The following is a 19,640-nucleotide window of genomic DNA, read 5'->3' as shown; positions in this document are numbered from 1 at the left end:
GCTCACGCTCCCGTGGCGAAGAGGACGGCGGCGACCGCGAGGACGACGGTGCCGGCGAGCAGCGCGCTCACATAGGTCTGCACATTGCCGGTCTGGGCGCGCCGCACGGCGATGCCGAGCCAGCGGGGCAGCGCGCCCGCGCCGCGTACGTAGGTGTCGACGACCTCGCGGTCGAGGAAGCGGACCAGACCCGCCGCCGCCTGGACCGGGCGGACGAACAGGGCCCGGTAGACGCCGTCGAGGTGGAATCCGACGGCCGCGTGGCGGTGCAGCGGCCCGAGGAGCAGTCGGCCGGGGTCCGCGGGATCGGGCGCGGCGGCCACTCCTCCGTAGGCGGGCGCGTGGCTGGCGATGGCCTCCGCCTCGACCTGGGCGGCGTCGGCCTCGGGGTGGGCCGCGACGGCGCCCAGCGGGATCCGGGCCGCCGGCGAGGTGGTGTGACGCCAGGCCGCGTAGGTGACGATGCCGCCGACGAGGCTCACTCCCGTGCCGAGGACGGAGGTGGCCACGGTCGGGGCGAGGTCGCCTCCGCCGAACCAGTCGGGCAGGACACGGTAGGCGAAGGCGCCGAAGGCGAGGGAGGGGACGGCGAGCACCCACAGCACCACGGTCATCGTCCGCGGCTGCCTGCCGTGGTCGGGCGCCTCGGTACCGCGTCCGTTGAAGGCGAGCAGCCACAGGCGCATCGCGTAGGCGGCGGTGAGCAGGGCCGTGACCAGGCCGGCGACGAGGACGATCCAGCCCGCGGCGCCGGGGACGCCCTGGGCGTGGCCGGTGATGGCCTGTTCGGCGGCGCCGAGGACGGACTCCTTGGAGAAGAACCCGCTGAACGGCGGGATCGCGGCGAGCGCGAGGAGCGCCACGGTCATCGTCCAGAAGGCGTCGGGGACGCGGGCGCGCAGGCCGCCCATGCGGGACATGGCGGCCAGTGAGTTGGTGCCGGCGGCGTGGATGATCACGCCGGCGGCGAGGAACAGCAGCGCCTTGAAGGCGCCGTGGGAGATGAGGTGGAAGACGGCGGCCCCGCGGTCGGCGACGGCCAGGGCGCCGGTCATGTAGCCGAGCTGGCCGATCGTCGAATAGGCGAGGACGCGTTTGATGTCGTCCTGGGCGAGCGCTGCGAGGCCGGACCCGGTCATCGTGACGGCGGCCATGACGGCGAGGACGACCATCGCGGCCTGGGATGCCTCGAAGACCGGGAGGAGGCGGGCGACGAAGTAGACGCCGGCGGCGACCATCGTCGCGGCGTGGATCAGCGCGGAGACGGGGGTCGGGCCCGCCATCGCGTCGGGGAGCCAGGTGTGCAGCGGGAACTGCGCCGACTTGCCCGCCACGCCCGCGAGGAGCAGCAGCGCGATGAGGGTCGGCTGGTCGAGACCGCCGTCGGCGACGGTGCTGAGGATCCGTGTGATGCGGAACGATCCGGCGTCGGCGGCCAGGGCGAACAGGCCGATGAGGAAGGGGACGTCACCGAGCTTGGTCACCAGGAATGCCTTGAGGGAGGCGGCGCGCGCCTCCGGGGTCTCCCAGTAGTGGCCGACCAGGAAGTACGAGCAGATGCCCATGATCTCCCACCCGACCAGCAGCACCATGAGGTCGCCGGAGTAGACGACGAGCAGCATCGCGGAGGTGAACAGGGAGACGAGCGCGGCGTAGGAGGGATAGCGCGAGTCGTCGCGGAGGTAGCCGGTCGAGTAGATCTGCACGCAGGTGGCGACGACGCCGACGAGTACGGCGACGAGCGCGGCGAACCCGTCGATGTGCAGGGCGAGGTCGATCGGAACCGAACCGGTCGGCGTGAGTTCGGTGGCGGCGTCGATCGCCTTGCCCCCGCCCTGCCGCACGGCCACAACGGCGGCGAGCACGAGGGACGCCAGGGTCGGCAGGACGGCGAGCGGGCGGACGAAGCCGGGCGCCGTACGTCCCAGGAGCAGACCGGCGGCGGCGCCGAGGAAGGGAAGGAGGGGGACGAGTGCGGCGAGGGTGGTCGTGGTCACGCGGTGGCCTCGGCCTTCTCGGACGGCGTGGCCGCGAGGGCGTCGCTGTCGGGGCTGTCGAGGTCGTGGCTCTCGGCGGTGTCGCGGAGTCTGTCGATGTCGGCGGTGCCGCGGTTGCGGTGGACGGCGAGCACGATCGCCAGGCCGATGCCGATCTCGGCGGCGGCGATGGTGATCGTGAAGAGGGTCAGGGCCTGACCGGAGTGCAGGGTCTCCTCGGCGGCTCTGCTGAGCCAGACGTCGAAGGCGACCAGGTTGAGATTGACCGCGTTCAGCATCAGCTCGACCGACATCAGCACCAGGATCGCGTTGCGCCGGGCGAGGACGCCGTACAGACCGGTGCAGAAGAGGAGGGCGGAGAGGACGGCGGGATAGGCCAGGTGCATCAGCGCGTCTCCTTCTCGCCCTGTTCGCCGGAGTGGGGGGCGGCGGGGTCGGGGCCGGCGGCGGGATCGGTCTCCTTCGCCTTGCGGGACAGGACGATCGCGCCGACCAGGGCGGCGAGGAGGAGGACGGACAGGCCCTCGAAGGGGAGGACCCAGTTCTGGAAGAGGCTCTGGCCGGTGGCCTTGGTGGAGCCGGCGGCGGGGCCGTCGAGGTCGATCCAGGTCGTGCGGAACGCGTCGACGACCACCCAGATCAGGGTGCCAGCGGAGGCCACGGCGACAGCGAGCGCGGCCCAGCGGTTGCCGGAGTCGGCGTCCGGGGAGCGGCCGATGGGGGCTCTGGTGAGCATCAGACCGAACAACAGGAGGACGACGACGGAACCGACGTAGATGAGGACCTGCACCCAGGCGATGAACTCAGCCGTGAGCAGGAGGTATTCGACGGCGAGTCCGCCGAGGGCGACGACCAGCCACAGGGCGGCGTGCACCAGCTGCCGGGTGGTGACCGTGACCAGGGCGGCGCCGAAGGTGACCAGGCCGACGAGGACGAAGGTGATCTCCACGCCGGTCGGCGAGAGGAAGCCGGGGGTGTCCGCGGCGAGGCTCACGAGTCTCCCTCCTGGGCGTCAGCCTGGGCGGCCGCGAGCTTCTCGGCGGTCTTGCGGGCGGCGGCGATCTCCTTGGGCTCCTCCGCGGCGGGATCCAGCGCGGGCGGCGCCGGGACGGTCCACATCCACTCGCGCAGCTTGTCCCGCTCGTGGGTGAGTTCGCGGATGTCGGTCTCGGCGTACTCGAACTCAGGTGACCAGAACAGGGCGTCGAAAGGACACACCTCGATGCAGATACCGCAGTACATGCACAGGGAGAAGTCGATGGCGAAGCGGTCCAGGACGTTGCGGCTGCGCTCGCGGCCACCGGGGGCGGTCGGCGGGACGGTCTCCTTGTGCGAGTCGATGTAGATGCACCAGTCCGGGCACTCGCGGGCGCAGAGCATGCAGACCGTGCAGTTCTCCTCGAACAGGCCGATCACGCCGCGGGTGCGGGGCGGGAGGTCGGGCTGGGTCTCCGGGTACTGCGCGGTGACGGACTTCCTCGTCATCGTGCGGAGGGTGACGGCCAGGCCCTTGGCCAGGCCGCTGCCGGGAATGGGGGCCACGGTTACCGGATCACCACCTTGACGACGCCGGTGAGGGCGATCTGGGCGAGGGAGAGAGGGACGAGGAGGGTCCAGGAGAGCTTCTGGAGCTGGTCCTCGCGCAGCCGGGGGTAGGTGACGCGCAACCAGATCACGATGAAGGCGAGGACGGCCGTCTTGAGCAGGGTCCACACCCAGCCGAGGCCGTCGTCGTCCCAGGGCCCGTGCCAGCCGCCCAGGAACAGGACGGTGGTCAGACCGCACAGGACGACGATCCCCGCGTACTCGGCGAGGAGGAAGAGGGCGAAGCGCAGACCCGTGTACTCGGTGTAGGCGCCGAAGATGATCTCCGAGTCGGCCACCGGCATGTCGAAGGGCGGCCGCTGGAGTTCGGCGAGCCCGGCGACGAAGAAGACGATCGCTCCGACGATCTGCCAGGGCAGCCACCACCACTCGAACGCGTCGAGGATGCCGGGCAGCGAGACGGTGCCGGCCGCCATCGCGACGGAGGCCGCGGTGAGCAGCATCGGGAGTTCGTAGGCGAGGAGTTGGGCGGCGGTGCGCAGGCCGCCGAGGAGGGAGAACTTGTTGGCGGAGGCCCACCCGGCCATGAGGGAGCCCAGGACGCCGACGCCCATGACCGCCAGGACGAAGAAGATGCCCGCGTCGACGACCTGGCCGACCGCGCCCTCACCGGGCCCGACCGGGATGGCAAGGAGGACCAGCAGATAGGGGAGGAGGGCGACGGCGGGCGCGAGCTGGAAGATGCGCCGGTCCGCACCGGCCGGGACGATGTCCTCCTTCTGCGCGAACTTCACGCCGTCGGCGACGAGTTGGGCCCAGCCGTGGAAGCCGCCGGCGTACATCGGGCCGAGGCGGCCCTGCATATGGGCCATGACCTTGTGCTCGGTCTGGCCGACGAGCAGGGGGAACGTGAGGAAGACGACGAAGACGATGAGGAGTCGCAGGGTGACGTCGAGCACGTCGTTCACTGCGGGCCTCCTGCGGGGTCGCTGCGGTTGCCGTGGTCCGGGCGGTCCGGGCGGTCGTCGTCCAGTCGGGCGCCGTCAGGGTGGTCGTCGTCGTCCGGCTGGTCGCCGTCCGGGCGCTTGTCGTGGTCCGGGCGGTCGCCGGTCGGCCGGGGGGCGGCGGGCTCGGGCGCGGAGTCGGCGGGCTCAGGCACGGAGTCCGTGTGGTCCGTGGCATCCGTGGAGTGCGTGGAGTGCGTGGAGTCCGGGTCGGCGTCGGTGGGGTCGGCCCGGGTGCCGGTGGGCTGTGTCCCGGTGGCGGCGGGCTCGTCGGCCGTTCCGGGCGGGGCTGGGGCGGCCGGGGGACGTCGCTCCGGCGCCGCGGGCCCCGGTGGCCGCCGCGGGCCCGGCTCAGCCGTCTCTGTTTCGGACGTCTGGTCCGGCTCGTCGTAGGCCGGGCGAGCGTGGTGCCAGGGGGCGTCGGAACTGCGGGGCGGCGTCGGAGCCGCGGGCTTGGCGGTGCCTGCGGGTGAAGCGTCGGTGTGGGCGGCGTCCGGACCGGCGTCGGACGTGCCGCGGACGCCCGGATCGGCGTCAGGCGTGCCGGAGGCGTCCGGGGTGGACCCACTCTCGCTGCCCTTCGCTGCCCCGGCTTCCGCCCGCTGGCTCGCCGAGCCCTGTGAGGCACTCCGCGCGCGACGTGGCCCGGCTGCCGGGGGCGTCGTCCCCGGTGCCGGACGCTGGGACGCCGAGCCCTCACTCGCGCTCCGTGAACGGCGAGCAGCCGGTGTGCCCGCCCCCTGCCCAGCCGCCGTACCGGTCCCCGAACCGGTGTCAGGACCGGCAGCTCCAGCGGTCGCCGAAGCATCGGAGACCTGCGGGCCCCCGGCCGGTGCCCCGGCAGCCGCCTGATCGACAGCACGTGCTTCAGCAGTCTTCGCCCCGGCGGGCTTCCCGTCCGCAGCCTGCGCGCCGGCGACCCGGCCCCCGGCGTCCGGGGACTCCGCCCGTCCCTGCTGGCTCGCGGACCCCTCCGCCGCGGTGCGGGCCCGCCGCACGGGTCGCTCTCCGACGGCCCCCGCCGGACGCTCTCCAGCAGCCCGCGCGGGTCGCCCTCCGGCAGCCCGCGCCGGACTCTCCCCCGCCGCCCCCGTGCCCGCCGCGCGCCCCCTTGCCGGGCGGGACGGGGCAGGCGGGAGCTGGCCCTTCAGAGGGCCCCACTCGTTCGGGTCGGGTACGCCGGGCGGCAGCATCTGGCGGCGCTTGGGCCCGCCGTGTTCGGACTCGCCCGGCTCCTTGGCACCCGGCCATGCCTTGGCGACGCGGGCCGCCAGGACGAAGTCCTTGCGCAGGGGGTGGCCCTCGAAGGTGTCCGGGAGAAGCAGGTGGTCCAGGCCGGGGTGGCCGGAGAAGTCGACGCCGAACATCTCGTGCGTCTCGCGCTCGTGCCAGGCGGCGCCCGCGTAGACGCCGACCGCGGAGGGCAGGGACGGTGCCGCGTGCGGCACGGTCGTACGGACCAGCAGGCGGCGTACGGGAGCGAGGGCGGCGACGTGGGCCGCGACACGGAAGCCCGTGCCGGGTTCGTCGACCGCGCTGAGCCAGTCGAAATAGGTGCAGCCGAGGGTGTCGCGGGCCGCCTCCAGCGCCGCGATCCAGGAGGCCGGGGGCACGTCGACCGTGAGGACGTCGTACGCCTCCTCGGCCGTGGCCTCCGGGCCGAACAGGTCCTCGACGGGCGCGGGCAGCCAGCCGGTGGTCGTCATCGCCCGGCCTCCCCCGCACGGTCGGCCGCGCCGGGCGTGCGCGGCGCACGCACCAGTCCGCTCTGCAGGGCGGCGGCGGACGGCCTGTCCGAGGCGGAACCGTACCGCTCGCCCAGCGACTCGCGGGCGATCTTCTCCTGGAGCTTGAGGATCCCCTGAAGCAACGCCTCGGGGCGCGGCGGGCAGCCGGGGACGTAGACGTCGACCGGGATGATCTGGTCGACGCCCTTGGTGACGGAGTAGGAGTCCCAGTACGGGCCGCCGCAGTTCGAACAAGCCCCGAAGGAGATGACGTACTTCGGCTCGGGCATCTGTTCGTACAGCCGCTTCACGGCGGGAGCCATCTTGTCCGTCACGGTGCCCGAGACGACCATGAGATCGGCCTGGCGGGGACCGGGGGCGAAGGGGATCACCCCGAGGCGGATGAAGTCGTGGCGCGCCATGGACGCGGCGATGAACTCGATCGCGCAGCAGGCGAGCCCGAAGTTGAAGACCCAGAGCGAGTAGCGGCGGCCCCAGTTGAGGATCACCTTCATCGGCTCGGGCGCGAGACGGGCGAGGGCACCGAGCCGCTGGGGCTCCGGGAGCAGCACGGGCTCCGGTGCGGCCGCGGCCGCGCGCTCCGGCGGATTCGTTTCCGGCGTCACGTCCATGCCAGGACGCCCTTCTTGTATGCGTAGAGCAGGCCCACGGCGAGGAAGCCGAGGAAGACGAACATCTCGACGAGCGTGGTCGCGCCGTAGCCGGGGTCGGCGAAGACCGTCGCCCAGGGGAAGAGGAAGATCGAGTCGATGGCGAAGATCACGTAGAGGAAGGCGTAGACGTAGTAGCGGACCTGGGTGTGGGCCCAGCCCTCTCCGACGGGGTCGACGCCGCACTCGTACGTCAGGAGCTTCTCGGGCGTGGGCACCACCGGGCGCAGCAGGCGGCCCGCCCCGAACGCGACGGCGACGAACAGCACCCCTACGACGGCCAGCAGCCCGACCACCGAGTAGGACTGGAAGTAGTCCGCCGAGACGACGACGCCATGGCCGTCCGCCGCCGCGACGACGGTCTGTTCCGACACGTCCGCCCCTCGCTCCCTGACCTAGTGACCGACGTCCCAGGACCGGCCCCCGCCCCGCCCTCGGACCACCCTGGATCCAGTGTCCCGCGACGGGTGATCGCATGACCACGGTTGTGCCCCGCGGACACCGCCGGATCTTGTGAACACCGCTGTCCGACGATCTGTACGCACGGGAGTCTAGGCCCTGCTAAAGAGACCGTAAGCAGCCCGTCACACCTTGAGATCCCGTCGATACGCGCGCGGGCCGCCGGCGGACGCGGAGCCGACCGCCAGGACGCCGCTCCGGACGGCGACCGGACGGCCGTCGGGATATCGGGCCATGGGGCCATGGGGCCATGGGGCCATGGGGCATGGGGCCATCGGGACATCGGCGAGCCGACTGCCAGGCTGTCCACGGGGTATCCCGCCGGCTGTCCACGGGTATCCCACCGGGTATCCCACGGGTGTCCCCGGCGTGATCCCGGCACCAGGAACGTCCGGCCGCCGACGGGTCCCGGGGGTGGGGTTTTCCCCCGGACACGAGGGCGGCCCGCCTCATGGCGTGACGGCCGCCGGCCCGGCACGCTAGCCCATATGACCGAACGCCCCCGCTCTTCTCGGGACGCCTCCGGGCGGTCCGAGGCCGAGCAGCCACCGCTGCCGCCGGCCCGTTTCGCCTACGACCGGCACACCTGGAAGGAGATCGCGCACCTTCTGGCGAACCTTCCGATGTCCCTGTTCGGCTTCGTCTACGTCGTGACAGTGCTGTCCACCAGTGCCTTCCTGACCGTGACGGTGATCGGCTTCCCGCTGCTCGCGGCCGGCCTGATGGGCGCGCGGCAGTTGGGCAAGCTGGAACGCGCACGCGCGCGGGCGCTGCTCGGGGTGCGGGTGGACGAGCCGAGCCGGCTGCCGCTGCGTGGCGGCAAGCACGGCTTCTTCCCTCAGTTGTGGCAGACCCTGAAGGACCCGGTGGGCTGGCGCACGACCCTGTACGACTTCATCCGCCTGCCCTGGGGCATTCTGACCTTCACCATCACGCTGACGTCGCTGTTCGTGCTGTGGCCGGTGCTGCCGTTCATCGCGCGGGGCCTCACCAACGCGGACCGGGCCATGGTGCGCGGTCTGCTGTCGCCCTCCGACGAGTTGGAGCGCCGCATCGCCGAACTGGAGTCGGACCGCGGAGTCGTCGTGGACACGGCAGCGGCCGACCTGCGCCGCATCGAGCGCGACCTGCACGACGGCGCACAGGCCCGGCTGGTGAACCTCGCCATGGGGCTCGGTCTGGCAAAGGAGAAGCTGCTGGAGGATCCCGACGCGGCGGCGGCGATGGTGGACGAGGCGCACGGCGAGGTGAAGCTCGCGCTGCAGGAGTTGCGCGATCTCGCGCGCGGGATCCATCCGGCCGTGCTGACGGACCGCGGCCTGGATGCCGCCCTGTCGGCGGTCGCCTCGCGCTGCACGGTGCCGGTGAAGGTGACGGTCGACCTGCCGTCCCGGCCGGTCGCGGCCATCGAGGGCATCGCCTACTTCACCGTCTCCGAGCTGCTGCAGAACGTCAGCAAGCACAGCCGGGCGAGGTCGGCGTCGGTGGAGGTCTGGCGCACGGAGGACCGCCTGCTCATCCAGGTGTGGGACGACGGCCAGGGGGGCGCGCGTCTCGACGGCGGTTCGGGCATACGCGGGCTGGCCGACCGGATGGACGCCGTGGACGGCCTGTTCGTCGTCGAGTCACCGCTCGGCGGTCCTACGACCGTGACGGCGGAGCTGCCCTGGCGGAACCGCTCGGAGGACCGGGGGTAGGGAAAACCCCCCGTCGAAGAGGCCGACGACCTCCATGTTCCGCTGACCAGCGGTCCAGGAGGGTGGAGGTACGACGGACAGCCCCGCCGGGGCAGACGCGACGAGGAGAACGGACGACGCCGATGGCCACGGACTACGGACAGGGCTACAGGCAGGACTACGGACCGGACCACGGACTCGGCCTCCCCGAGCGCGGCCTTCCCGAGCACGACGGCGGGCGGCGGCACCGGCTGCCGGCCGGACTGCGGGCACCGTTCGAGGCACGCAGCTGGCGTGAGTTCGGCTATGTGCTGCTGAGCCTGCCGATCGGCATCATGCTCTTCGTCTACGCCCTCACGATGGTGTCGCTGGGCCTGGGCCTGCTGGTGACGTTCCTCGGCATCCCGGTGCTGGCGGCCGCCCTGGTCGGCTGCCGCGGATTCGGGGCGCTGGAGCGGGTTCGCGCGCGTGCCCTGCTGGGCCTTGAGGTGGCCGAGCCCGAGCCGTTGCGGATGCGCCGGAGCGGGTTCATGGCATGGATCGGTGCCGTGCTGAAGAGCGGCACGTCCTGGCGGACCCTGCTGTACGCGATCATCCAGTTCCCCTGGTCGCTGTTCTCCTTCGTGGTGGCGCTGAACGTCTGGGTGTACGGCTGGGCGCTGCTGACGTATCCGCTGTGGTTCTGGGTCTTCCCGATGTGGGCCGGCCAGGACGGCCTCCAGGTGTACGGCGACGAGACGCGTCGCCTGTATCTCGACAGCCCCTTCGAGATCACGATGACCGCGCTGGTGGGCCTGCTGTTCACGCTGGCCTCACCCTGGATCGTGCGGGCGCTGACGACGGTGGACCGGGTGATGGTGCACGGGCTGCTCGGACCGTCGCGGCTGGCCACGCGCGTGGTGGAGCTGGAGTCGGACCGCGGGGCCGTGGTCGACACGGCGGCGGCCGACCTGCGCCGCATCGAGCGCGACCTGCACGACGGCGCGCAGGCCCGGCTGGTGGCGCTGGCCATGGATCTCGGTCTGGCCAAGGAAAAGCTCTCGGAGGACCCTCAGGCCGCGGCCCGCATGGTCGACGAGGCGCACGGCGAGGTCAAGACGGCCTTGCAGGAACTGCGTGACCTGGCACGCGGCATACATCCGGCGGTCCTGACCGACCGAGGACTGGACGCGGCCCTGTCGGCGGTGGCCTCGCGGTGCACCGTGCCGGTGGAGGTGCAGGTCGACCTGGCGGAGCGTCCGGTGCCGGCAATCGAGGGGATCGCGTACTTCACGGTGTCGGAGCTGCTGCAGAACATCAGCAAGCACGCGCGGGCCACCCGGGCGGCCGTGGACGTCTGGCGGGTGGAGAACCGTCTGATGCTCCAGGTCGTGGACAACGGCGTGGGCGGCGCGGCCACCTCCGGCGGCTCGGGACTGTCGGGGCTGGCGGAGAGGCTGGACGCGGTGGACGGCATCCTCGTGGTGGACTCACCGGTGGGGGGTCCGACCCGGGTCACGGCGGAACTGCCCTGGCGAAGGGCGTAGCCCCCGCCCCGCAGGTCAGGGCCTGCCGCGACACCCCTTCCCGCTCGCGCGGCCGGCACCGCCACACACCCCCCGGCCATCGCCCGAGTAACGGGCCCCGCGGCCCCCTCGAACCCCCGCTTCAGGCCGGGCATCCCCCCTCCTACCGCCCCCTCCTCCCCTGCGTCGCAACGCGCTCCTGCGACTTTCCCTGGAGTTATCCACAGGCCCGGTGGGGACGACCCGATCGCGGGATACTGAGATCGCGAAGGGACGTCAGGGCCGGGGGGAGACTCGGCCGAACGCCGAGGCTCGGGGGCCGAAGATCGTGGAGAACAGGGTGCGGGTGGTCATCGCCGAGGATTCGGTGCTGCTCAGGGAGGGGCTGACCCGGCTGTTGACGGACCGAGGGCATGAGGTCGTGGCGGGGGTCGGGGACGGCGAAGCGCTGGTCAAGACCATCACGGAGCTGGACGGGCTGGGCGAGCTGCCGGACGTGGTGGTCGCGGACGTGCGGATGCCGCCCACGCACACCGACGAGGGCGTTCGCGCGGCGGTGCAGCTGCGCCGAGCACATCCGGGACTCGGGGTGCTGGTGCTCTCGCAGTACGTGGAGGAGCGGTACGCCACCGAGTTGCTGGCCGGCTCCAGTCGCGGGGTGGGGTATCTGCTCAAGGACCGGGTGGCCGAGGTCCGTGAGTTCGTGGACGCGGTGGTGCGGGTGGCCCAGGGGGGCACGGCCCTGGACCCGGAGGTCGTCGCCCAGCTGCTGGGCCGCAGCCGCAAGCAGGACGTGCTGGCCCGGCTCACCCCGCGCGAGCTGGAGGTCCTGGGGCTGATGGCCGAGGGGCGGACCAACTCCGCGATCGCGCGGCAGCTCGTGGTGAGCGACGGCGCCGTCGAGAAGCACGTCAGCAACATCTTCCTCAAGCTCGGGCTCTCCCCGAGCGACGGCGATCACCGGCGCGTGCTCGCGGTGCTCACGTACCTGAACTCTTGATGGACCGACACCGTGTCAGTCGAGGGAGGACTGCCCATCAGCGGACGGCACCGGCCGGCTCGCGTGAACACGACATCCATGTCGCGGCTCGCGTGTACCCGGCCGTGGGGGAATCGGCAACCGAACAAAGAACGCGGAGCGTCTTCACGACCAGCGACGGGGGCGTGGGCAACGTGAGAATCCAGGGTGGGGCGCGGTCCCGGATTGATGTCCGTCATGCGAATGGCCCCGGGAGGGCGACCTTTACGGACGTAGGGTTGATCCTGGGAAGGCTTGCGGGAAGGCCATGCCCAGACAGCCGCCTCGAAGGAGGTCCAGTTCAGTGACCAGCCAGGTCAGTAGCCCAACGGAGCAGGCCGACGAACCCGTCGTGGGAGAGCAGCGCAAACCGGCAGGGACGGCGAAGGACGTTCGCCGGCTGGACCGGGTGATCATTCGTTTCGCCGGCGACTCGGGCGACGGTATGCAACTCACCGGCGACCGGTTCACCTCGGAAACGGCGACTTTCGGCAACGACCTGTCGACGCTGCCGAACTTCCCCGCCGAGATCCGCGCACCCGCCGGAACCCTTCCGGGTGTCTCGTCATTTCAGCTGCATTTTGCGGATCACGACATCCTGACCCCGGGCGACGCCCCGAACGTGCTGGTCGCGATGAACCCGGCGGCCCTGAAGGCCAACATCGGCGATCTGCCGAGGGGCGCGGAGATCATCGTCAACACGGACGAGTTCACCAAGCGGGCGATGCAGAAGGTGGGCTACGGGACCTCGCCGCTGGAGGACGGATCGCTCGACGGCTACAGCCTCCACCCGGTGCCGCTGACCACGCTGACCGTGGAGGCGCTGAAGGAGTTCGACCTCAGCCGCAAGGAGGCCGAGCGCAGCAAGAACATGTTCGCACTGGGCCTGCTGAGCTGGATGTACCACCGTCCCACGGAGGGCACCGAGAGGTTCCTGCGATCGAAGTTCGCCAAGAAGCCCGACATCGCGGCTGCGAACATCGCCGCCTTCCACGCGGGCTGGAACTTCGGGGAGACGACCGAGGACTTCGCGGTCTCCTACGAGATCGCCCCGGCGACCACGGCGTTCCCGGTCGGCACCTACCGGAACATCTCGGGGAACCTGGCGCTGTCCTACGGGCTGATCGCCGCGTCCCGTCAGGCGGACCTGCCGCTGTACCTGGGCTCGTACCCGATCACCCCGGCGTCGGACATCCTGCACGAGCTGAGCCGCCACAAGAACTTCGGTGTGCGGACGTTCCAGGCCGAGGACGAGATCGCCGGTATCGGGGCGGCGCTGGGCGCGGCCTTCGGCGGCTCGCTCGCGGTGACGACGACCTCAGGGCCGGGTGTGGCGCTGAAGTCGGAGACGATCGGCCTCGCCGTCTCGCTGGAACTGCCGCTGCTGGTGATCGACATCCAGCGCGGCGGCCCGTCCACCGGTCTGCCCACCAAGACCGAGCAGGCGGACCTTCTCCAGGCGATGTTCGGCCGCAACGGCGAGGCGCCGGTACCGGTGATCGCGCCCTGCACGCCGGCGGACTGCTTCGACGCTGCGCTGGAGGCGGCACGGATCGCGCTGACCTACCGCACGCCGGTCATGCTCCTGTCGGACGGTTACCTGGCCAACGGCTCCGAGCCGTGGCGGATCCCGGAACTGGACGAGCTGCCGGACCTGACCGTGCAGTTCGCGCAGGGTCCGAACCACACGCTGGAGGACGGCAGCGAGGTCTTCTGGCCGTACAAGCGGGACCCCCAGACGCTCGCCCGGCCCTGGGCGGTGCCGGGGACGCCGGGCCTGGAGCACCGTATCGGCGGCATCGAGAAGGAGGACGGCACGGGGAACATCTCCTACGCCCCGGCCAACCACGACTTCATGGTCCGCACCCGCCAGGCCAAGATCGACGGCGTCGAGGTGCCGGAGCTGGAGGTCGACGACCCGCACGGCGCGCGGACGCTGGTGCTGGGGTGGGGGTCGACGTACGGGCCGATCACCGCGGCGGTGCGGCGGCTGCGCAATGCCGGGGAGTCCATCGCGCAGGCGCATCTGCGCCACCTGAACCCGTTCCCGCGCAACCTGGGCGTGGTGCTCGGCCGCTACGACAAGGTGGTGATCCCCGAGATGAACCTCGGCCAGCTCGCCACCCTCATCCGGGCGAAGTACCTGGTGGACGCGCACTCGTACAACCAGGTCAACGGCATGCCGTTCAAGGCGGAACAGCTCGCCAAGGCTCTCAAGGAGGCCATCGATGCCTGAGACGTCCAGGGAAGGCACGGCCACGATCGAGGCGCTCTCCCTCGTCCCCAAGGCCGAGGCCCGCCAGTCCATGAAGGACTTCAAGTCCGATCAGGAAGTGCGCTGGTGCCCCGGCTGCGGTGACTACGCGATCCTGGCCGCCGTGCAGGGCTTCATGCCGGAGCTGGGCCTGGCCAAGGAGAACATCGTCTTCGTCTCGGGCATCGGCTGCTCGTCCCGTTTCCCGTACTACATGAACACCTACGGGATGCACTCCATCCACGGCCGTGCCCCCGCGATCGCGACGGGGCTCGCGACCTCGCGCCGGGATCTGTCGGTGTGGGTGGTCACGGGAGACGGTGACGCGCTGTCGATCGGCGGAAACCACCTGATCCACGCCCTGCGGCGCAACGTCAACCTCAAGATCCTGCTGTTCAACAACAGGATCTACGGGCTGACGAAGGGGCAGTACTCCCCCACGTCGGAGGTCGGCAAAATCACCAAGTCGACGCCGATGGGCTCCCTGGACGCGCCCTTCAACCCGGTGTCCCTCGCGATCGGTGCCGAGGCGTCCTTCGTGGCGCGAACGGTCGACTCCGACCGCAAGCACCTGACGCAGGTGCTGCGGGAGGCCGCCGCCCACAAGGGGACGGCACTGATCGAGATCTACCAGAACTGCAACATCTTCAACGACGGCGCCTTCGAGGTCCTGAAGGACAAGCAGCAGGCGGAGGAGGCGGTGATCCGCCTGGAGCACGGGCAGCCGATCCGCTTCGGGACGGACGGCTCACGCGGCGTCGTGCGGGACGTGCGCACCGGCGACCTGGAGGTCGTCACCGTCACGCCGGAGAACGAGTCGCAGATCCTGGTCCACGACGCCCACGCGGCGTCCCCGACCACGGCCTTCGCCCTGTCCCGGCTGGCCGACCCGGACACCCTGCACCACACGCCGATCGGCGTGTTCCGTTCGGTGGAGCGGCCGGTGTACGACACGTTGATGGCCGACCAACTGGACGGCGCGATCGAGCAGAACGGCAAGGGCGACCTGTCGGCGCTGCTGGCGGGCGGCGACACCTGGACGGTCGTCGGCTGACGGCCTGCCCTCGGCGAAGGGCCAGCCGTCAGAGGGTGGGCTTGCCGTGAGGTGAGGGCACGGACGGCGGACGGGTGACGAGCGGGTCGGCCGGCAGGTACGGAGCGGTCCGGCCGGCAGGTGAGGGCCTGGACAGTCGGAGCGTCCGGGCCTCATCGCACAGATGTCCGACGAGTCCCGCCCCGCAGGCGTCCGGCAGCCCTGCCACGCAGATGCCCGTCGGGACCTGTCGGACACCCGTCCGTCAGGTCCTGTCGGCCAGGGGTCGGTCCAGGTCCCGTGGGGTCAGGCGTCGGGGAGGTCCCGTTTGGCGCGGACGAGGGTGTCGCGGGTGATGACGACGATGCGCTCGTCGGCGCCGCGGGCGGCGTCCGCCGGGAGCAGCGGCTCCAGGTCGGCGGTGGCTTCCGTACCGATGACGGCGAAGTTCCCGTCACTCAGTTCGAAGATGTCCGGACAAGTCTCCATCGTGCCGCTTCCCCTCAGCCGGGGAGGGTCGCCGATACGGCGCACGACGCTGAGGGCAGCGAATCTTGACACGCGCCGATCATGCCATCCCAAGCGGGGGACGACCTAATCCGGCGCACCCGAATACAGCCCGCGGCAACGGCTGTGACGTTCCGTCAGCTCTGGTGGCCGCCGGGCGGGCCGGACTCGCCCGCGCCAGGGCGAGGGGGCGGACCGGAGGAGGACGGCCCCACGACCCACCACTCCTCGGGATCGTCCGCCAGCTCCTCGATCATGACGTCGACGACGGCCCCGACCTTCGCCTCGACCGACCCCTCGGGCAGCGAGCGGCGGTGTTCGGCGGTGCGGTCCCAGTATTCGGCGAAGAGCTTGTTGCGGCAGAGCACCCGGAGGTGTCCGAGCAGTTCGTCCCAGTCGTACAGGCCCACGCGGTAGGACATGAGGAGGCTGCCGTACTCGCGGTTGGCGAAGATCATCTGCCGTCGTTTGGCGACCGGGAGGCCGGTCAGCGTGCTGCCCGCGTCGGCCAGCGCGGGGTCGTCGATGGCCCGGTCCATCTGGTCGAGGGTCAGGCGGTACTGCTGGATCAGATTCGCCCGGTGGATCTCCTCGGTCATCAGTGTGAGCTGGCGGAGCAGGTCTCCCAGGATCTCCTCCTGGCGTCGGCGCCGGGTACCGGCACGGGTGAAGAGGGTGCGTATCAGGCCGAGTCCCGCCGCTAACGCAGAACCGATCCTGCTGGCCCGCGCCGCCGGAATCTGTGTGGCCATGTCAAATAGTCCCCCTGGATCAGGTAACCGCGCACCGCTGGGCGGGATCGTGGGCGGATGCACGGTGGGTATGACACTCCGCATCCAGCGTGCCCGTCCACTCAAGGCTGCGCGGGAGGCGGAGAGGGGGCGCATGGAAGGACGTGTCGCTCCGGCCGGCCGACGCCCTGACTCATGTGTGCCCCCGGGCGACCGTCGGCATGCCTGAGGAGCGGCGCACGGCCGGCGCGTCAGCCCAGTTCAGCGGCGCCCTTGCGGGCGTCGTACGCCTCCCGCGCCTTCTGCACCTCGTCCATCCGCCGCTCGGTCCACAGCGCGAGGGCGCGCACCTGCTCGGCCGCCTCGCGGCCGAGGCCGGTGAGGGAGTAGTCGACCCGCGGCGGGATGACCGGCTTGGCGTCGCGGTGGATCAGGCCGTCGCGCTCCAGGGTCTGCAGGGTCTGGGCCAGCATCTTCTCGCTGACCCGGCCGATCGCCCGGCGCAGCTCGCTGAAGCGGTAGGGGCGGTCGAGCAGCTCGATCAGGACCAGGACGCCCCAGCGGCTGGTGACGTGCTCGACGACCAGGCGATGCGGGCACATCTGCTCACCGACGGTGTACCGGCCGGGCACCGTGCTCTCCGCGCTGCTTACTGTCATGCCAGTACCTTACTTCAAAGTGGTTACTTTCGTTCAGTTAGCGCTCCTTTTAGGGTGAGTGGCATCCCCACCCCCGCGAGGAGTTCTGATCATGAGCATCGTCGTCACCGGAGCCACCGGACACCTGGGCCGCCATGTCGTGGAGCAGTTGCTGGAGAAGGTGCCGGCCGACCAGGTCACCGCCGTCGTCCGCAACCCCGGGAAGGCCGCCGGCCTCGCCGGACTCGGCGTACGGATCACCACCGCCGACTACAGCGTCCCCGGGGCCTTCGACACCGTGTTCACCGCCGGCGACAAGGTGCTGCTCATCTCCGGCAGCGAGGTCGGCAACGACCGGGTCGGCCAGCACAAGGCCGTCATCGACGCCGCCGCGGCCGCCGGAGTCGCCCTGCTCGCCTACACCAGCGCGCCCGGCAGCCTGACCGCCGCCCTCGCCGACGACCACCGGGGCACCGAGGCCGTGCTGACCGAGTCCGGCGTGCCGTACGTGCTGCTGCGCAACGGCTGGTACCACGAGAACTACACGGAGAACCTCGCGCCGGTCCTCGCCCACGGCGCGGTCACCCATGCCGCGGGAGCCGGCCGGGTCTCCTCCGCCTCGCGGGCCGACTACGCGGCCGCCGCCGTCGCGGTGCTGACCGGCGAGGGGCACGAGGGCAGGACGTACGAACTGGGCGGTGACGCCGCCTGGAGCTTCGGCGAGTACGCGGCGGAGCTGAGCCGGCAGACCGGGCGGGACATCGCCGAGCACCCCGTCTCCGCGCGGGAGCTCACCGGAATCCTGACGGGGGCCGGAGTGCCCGAGGCGTTCGCCGTGATCCTCGCGGGCGTGGACGCCTCCATCGCCGAGGGCGAACTCGTGGTCGACAGCGGCGACCTGTCGCGGCTCGCGGGCCGCCCCACGACCCCGCTCGCCGACGCGGTGGCTGCGGCACTCAAGGCGGCCTGACCGGCGCAGAGCCACCCCACCCCGCCTGTCATGACCGTATGGCGATACGGGCATGACAGGCGGGGCTCTTCGGCGTTACCTTCGTCCCGGTCGCCGCAGGGGCGCGGCCGGGTGAGGGCGTGAAGGAGGGGCCGTGCGCGACAGGTCCAGGGGTGAGCGGCACATAGGACTGCTGAACGGCTTCGCGGCCTATGGCATGTGGGGACTGGTCCCGCTGTTCTGGCCGCTGCTCAAGCCGGCCGGCGCGGGGGAGATCCTCGCCAACCGGATGGCGTGGTCCCTCGTCTTCGTCGCGGCGGCGCTGCTGTTCGTACGGCGCTGGGCCTGGGCGGGTGAGCTGCTGCGGCAGCCCCGGCGGCTGGCGCTCATCGCCGTGGCCGCCGCCGTGATCACCGTCAACTGGGGCGTGTACATCTGGTCCGTGAACTCGGGCCGGGTCGTCGAGGCCGCGCTCGGCTACTTCATCAACCCGCTGGTCACGATCGCCATGGGCGTGCTGCTGCTCAAGGAGCGGCTGCGGCCGGTGCAGTGGGCGGCGGTCGGGATCGGCCTCGCGGCCGTGGTCGTGCTGACGGTCGGCTACGGGCAGCCGCCGTGGGTCTCCCTCACCCTCGCCTTCTCGTTCGCCACGTACGGGCTCGTGAAGAAGAAGGTGAACCTCGGCGGGGTGGAGTCGCTGGCGGCGGAGACGGCGATCCAGTTCCTGCCGGCCGTCGCCTATCTGGTCTGGCTGTCGAGCCGGGGCGAGTCGACCTTCACCACGCAGGGCGCCGGGCACGCGGCGCTGCTCGCGGCGACCGGTGTCGTCACCGCGCTGCCGCTCGTCTGCTTCGGCGCGGCCGCGATCCGGGTGCCGCTGTCGACGCTGGGGCTGTTGCAGTACATGGCACCGGTCTTCCAGTTCCTGCTCGGTGTCCTGTACTTCAAGGAGGCCATGCCCGCCGAGCGCTGGGCCGGGTTCGCCCTGGTGTGGCTGGCGCTGTCGCTGCTCACGGCGGACGCGTGGCGCGCGGCGCGGCGGGCCAGGGTGGCCGCGATCAGCGTGCCGAGGGCCGGGAAGCCGGCGTCCGCCGCCGCTGTGGACGCCTGAGCGGGCGGTGCGCCCGGCCCGCTCCGGTGTGACCGCGGAGCGGGCCGGGGGACGTACGGCGGCGGACCGCCGACCGGGGTCCGCGGGTGCCGCTGCGGCCCCCGGGCGGCCCGGCGCCCGGAACCGGCGATTCACGTTGCCGCCGCGCCCGGCGACCCCCTATGAGTGGTCGCATGACACAGGACTCCGCGAGCAGGCCGGCGCCCCTCCACTGGAAGGTCGTCGTCGACTGCGCCGATCCCCGGTCCCAGGCGGACTTCTGGGGCGCCGCGCTGCACTACGAGATCGAGGACAACAACGCGCTGATCGAGCGGCTGCTGGAGCTGGGCGCACTGCCCCGGGAGGCCGTCGTGGAGTTCCACGCGCGGCTCGCCTTCCGGGACCTGGTGGCCGTACGGCATCCGGACGACCCGTACGACGAGGACAGCGGGACCGGGCTGGGGCGGCGGCTGCTGTTCCAGCGCGTGCCGGAGGAGAAGACGGTGAAGAACCGGCTGCATCTCGACGTGCACGCGGCGCCCGGGGAGCGCGAGGCGGAGATCGCACGTCTGGCGGGGCTCGGCGCGCGCGTGGCGCGGCGGGTGAGCGAGCCGTCCGGGGAGTGGGCCGTGATGACGGATCCGGAGGGCAACGAGTTCTGCGTGCACTGAGTGCGCGTCCCGCGTGTGGTGAGGGCGGGCGTCGTCGGCCTCTCCCGGCTCGATGTCGCCAGGACGCGTCCCGCGTGAGGGGGCGGACGGCCCGCTGACCGGCTGCTTTCACAACGTGCCCGCTATGCGAACAATCCTGACCGAACCTGACCGGATACCGCTCTT

Annotated in this window: 19 protein-coding genes; 8 read left to right on the top strand and 11 right to left on the bottom strand. The window is 71.5% G+C overall.

All coding sequences use genetic code 11. The features are described 5' to 3' along the window. Positions 1–2: 2 nt before the first annotated feature. From SZN_RS01975 to SZN_RS01940, 8 genes are read right to left on the bottom strand one after another with little or no spacing between them, the layout of a single operon-like run. Positions 3–1,997: an NADH-quinone oxidoreductase subunit 5 family protein gene (locus SZN_RS01975; RefSeq protein WP_007490994.1), complete on the bottom strand. Its 1,995-nt coding sequence runs from the start codon at positions 1,995–1,997 to the stop codon at positions 3–5. Beyond that, entirely contained in the window at positions 1,994–2,383 is a 390-nt protein-coding gene (gene nuoK, locus SZN_RS01970; RefSeq protein ID WP_007490993.1) for an NADH-quinone oxidoreductase subunit NuoK, read from the bottom strand. Before nuoK ends, SZN_RS01975 begins: the two co-directional genes overlap by 4 nt. Further along, entirely contained in the window at positions 2,383–2,991 is a 609-nt protein-coding gene (locus SZN_RS01965) for an NADH-quinone oxidoreductase subunit J family protein (protein WP_007490992.1), read from the bottom strand. Before SZN_RS01965 ends, nuoK begins: the two co-directional genes overlap by 1 nt. Continuing rightward, complete coding sequence (locus SZN_RS01960; RefSeq protein WP_007490991.1) at positions 2,988–3,539, bottom strand: NuoI/complex I 23 kDa subunit family protein; 552 nt, start codon at positions 3,537–3,539, stop codon at positions 2,988–2,990. Before SZN_RS01960 ends, SZN_RS01965 begins: the two co-directional genes overlap by 4 nt. Positions 3,540–3,541: 2 nt before the next feature. Further along, on the bottom strand, positions 3,542–4,510 hold the full coding sequence (locus tag SZN_RS01955; protein WP_007490990.1) for a complex I subunit 1/NuoH family protein: 969 nt from the start codon (positions 4,508–4,510) through the stop codon (positions 3,542–3,544). Continuing rightward, the gene (locus SZN_RS01950) at positions 4,507–6,252 is read right to left on the bottom strand and encodes an NADH-quinone oxidoreductase subunit C (RefSeq protein ID WP_007490989.1); all 1,746 of its coding nucleotides are present in this window, start codon (positions 6,250–6,252) and stop codon (positions 4,507–4,509) included. The genes SZN_RS01955 and SZN_RS01950 overlap by 4 nt, the downstream gene beginning before the upstream one ends. Further along, positions 6,249–6,905, bottom strand: coding sequence for an NADH-quinone oxidoreductase subunit B (locus tag SZN_RS01945; RefSeq protein WP_007490988.1), 657 nt, complete (start codon positions 6,903–6,905; stop codon positions 6,249–6,251). Before SZN_RS01945 ends, SZN_RS01950 begins: the two co-directional genes overlap by 4 nt. Next, positions 6,896–7,318 carry an NADH-quinone oxidoreductase subunit A gene (locus SZN_RS01940; protein ID WP_007490987.1) on the bottom strand — a complete coding sequence of 141 codons (423 nt, stop codon included), beginning with the start codon at positions 7,316–7,318 and terminating at the stop codon, positions 6,896–6,898. Before SZN_RS01940 ends, SZN_RS01945 begins: the two co-directional genes overlap by 10 nt. A gap of 573 nt (positions 7,319–7,891) precedes the next feature. Between SZN_RS01940 and SZN_RS01935 the strand changes: the two genes are divergently transcribed. The 5 genes from SZN_RS01935 (at position 7,892) to SZN_RS01910 (ending at position 14,910) form a co-directional block, all read left to right on the top strand. Continuing rightward, positions 7,892–9,100, top strand: coding sequence for a sensor histidine kinase (locus tag SZN_RS01935; protein ID WP_007490986.1), 1,209 nt, complete (start codon positions 7,892–7,894; stop codon positions 9,098–9,100). Positions 9,101–9,222: 122 nt separating this feature from the next. After that, entirely contained in the window at positions 9,223–10,605 is a 1,383-nt protein-coding gene (locus SZN_RS01930; RefSeq protein ID WP_007490985.1) for a sensor histidine kinase, read from the top strand. Between the two features lie 307 nt (positions 10,606–10,912). Continuing rightward, positions 10,913–11,584 (top strand): response regulator transcription factor, encoded by a 672-nt coding sequence (locus SZN_RS01920; protein WP_043727496.1) that lies wholly within the window; start codon positions 10,913–10,915, stop codon positions 11,582–11,584. 322 nt (positions 11,585–11,906) lie between these two features. Next, complete coding sequence (locus SZN_RS01915) at positions 11,907–13,838, top strand: 2-oxoacid:acceptor oxidoreductase subunit alpha (RefSeq protein ID WP_043727492.1); 1,932 nt, start codon at positions 11,907–11,909, stop codon at positions 13,836–13,838. Beyond that, a complete protein-coding gene (locus tag SZN_RS01910; protein ID WP_007490982.1) occupies positions 13,831–14,910 on the top strand; it encodes a 2-oxoacid:ferredoxin oxidoreductase subunit beta in 1,080 nt (359 codons plus the stop codon). The genes SZN_RS01915 and SZN_RS01910 overlap by 8 nt, the downstream gene beginning before the upstream one ends. Positions 14,911–15,195: 285 nt before the next feature. Here the strand turns inward: SZN_RS01910 and SZN_RS01905 are convergent, their stop codons facing one another. The 3 genes from SZN_RS01905 to SZN_RS01895 all read right to left on the bottom strand — a co-directional run bounded on the left by SZN_RS01905 (position 15,196) and on the right by SZN_RS01895 (position 16,786). Continuing rightward, the gene (locus SZN_RS01905; RefSeq protein WP_007490981.1) at positions 15,196–15,378 is read right to left on the bottom strand and encodes a hypothetical protein; all 183 of its coding nucleotides are present in this window, start codon (positions 15,376–15,378) and stop codon (positions 15,196–15,198) included. A gap of 155 nt (positions 15,379–15,533) precedes the next feature. After that, positions 15,534–16,148: a DUF6082 family protein gene (locus SZN_RS01900; RefSeq protein WP_007490978.1), complete on the bottom strand. Its 615-nt coding sequence runs from the start codon at positions 16,146–16,148 to the stop codon at positions 15,534–15,536. A gap of 230 nt (positions 16,149–16,378) precedes the next feature. After that, positions 16,379–16,786 (bottom strand): winged helix-turn-helix transcriptional regulator, encoded by a 408-nt coding sequence (locus SZN_RS01895; RefSeq protein WP_043727484.1) that lies wholly within the window; start codon positions 16,784–16,786, stop codon positions 16,379–16,381. A 91-nt stretch (positions 16,787–16,877) separates the two neighbouring features. Here SZN_RS01895 and SZN_RS01890 point away from each other — a divergent pair, with 91 nt between their 5' ends. The 3 genes from SZN_RS01890 to SZN_RS01880 all read left to right on the top strand — a co-directional run bounded on the left by SZN_RS01890 (position 16,878) and on the right by SZN_RS01880 (position 19,475). Beyond that, the gene (locus SZN_RS01890; protein WP_007490974.1) at positions 16,878–17,735 is read left to right on the top strand and encodes an NAD(P)H-binding protein; all 858 of its coding nucleotides are present in this window, start codon (positions 16,878–16,880) and stop codon (positions 17,733–17,735) included. 133 nt (positions 17,736–17,868) lie between these two features. Beyond that, on the top strand, positions 17,869–18,825 hold the full coding sequence (rarD, locus tag SZN_RS01885; RefSeq protein ID WP_007490972.1) for an EamA family transporter RarD: 957 nt from the start codon (positions 17,869–17,871) through the stop codon (positions 18,823–18,825). 173 nt (positions 18,826–18,998) lie between these two features. Further along, positions 18,999–19,475: a VOC family protein gene (locus tag SZN_RS01880; protein WP_007490971.1), complete on the top strand. Its 477-nt coding sequence runs from the start codon at positions 18,999–19,001 to the stop codon at positions 19,473–19,475. Positions 19,476–19,640 lie beyond the last annotated feature (165 nt).

Origin of the sequence: Streptomyces zinciresistens K42, assembly GCF_000225525.1 — a bacterium.
GTDB lineage: Bacteria > Actinomycetota > Actinomycetes > Streptomycetales > Streptomycetaceae > Streptomyces > Streptomyces zinciresistens.
Note: the sequence above shows the minus strand (reverse complement) of the source record. Positions and strands in the feature narration are given on the sequence as shown.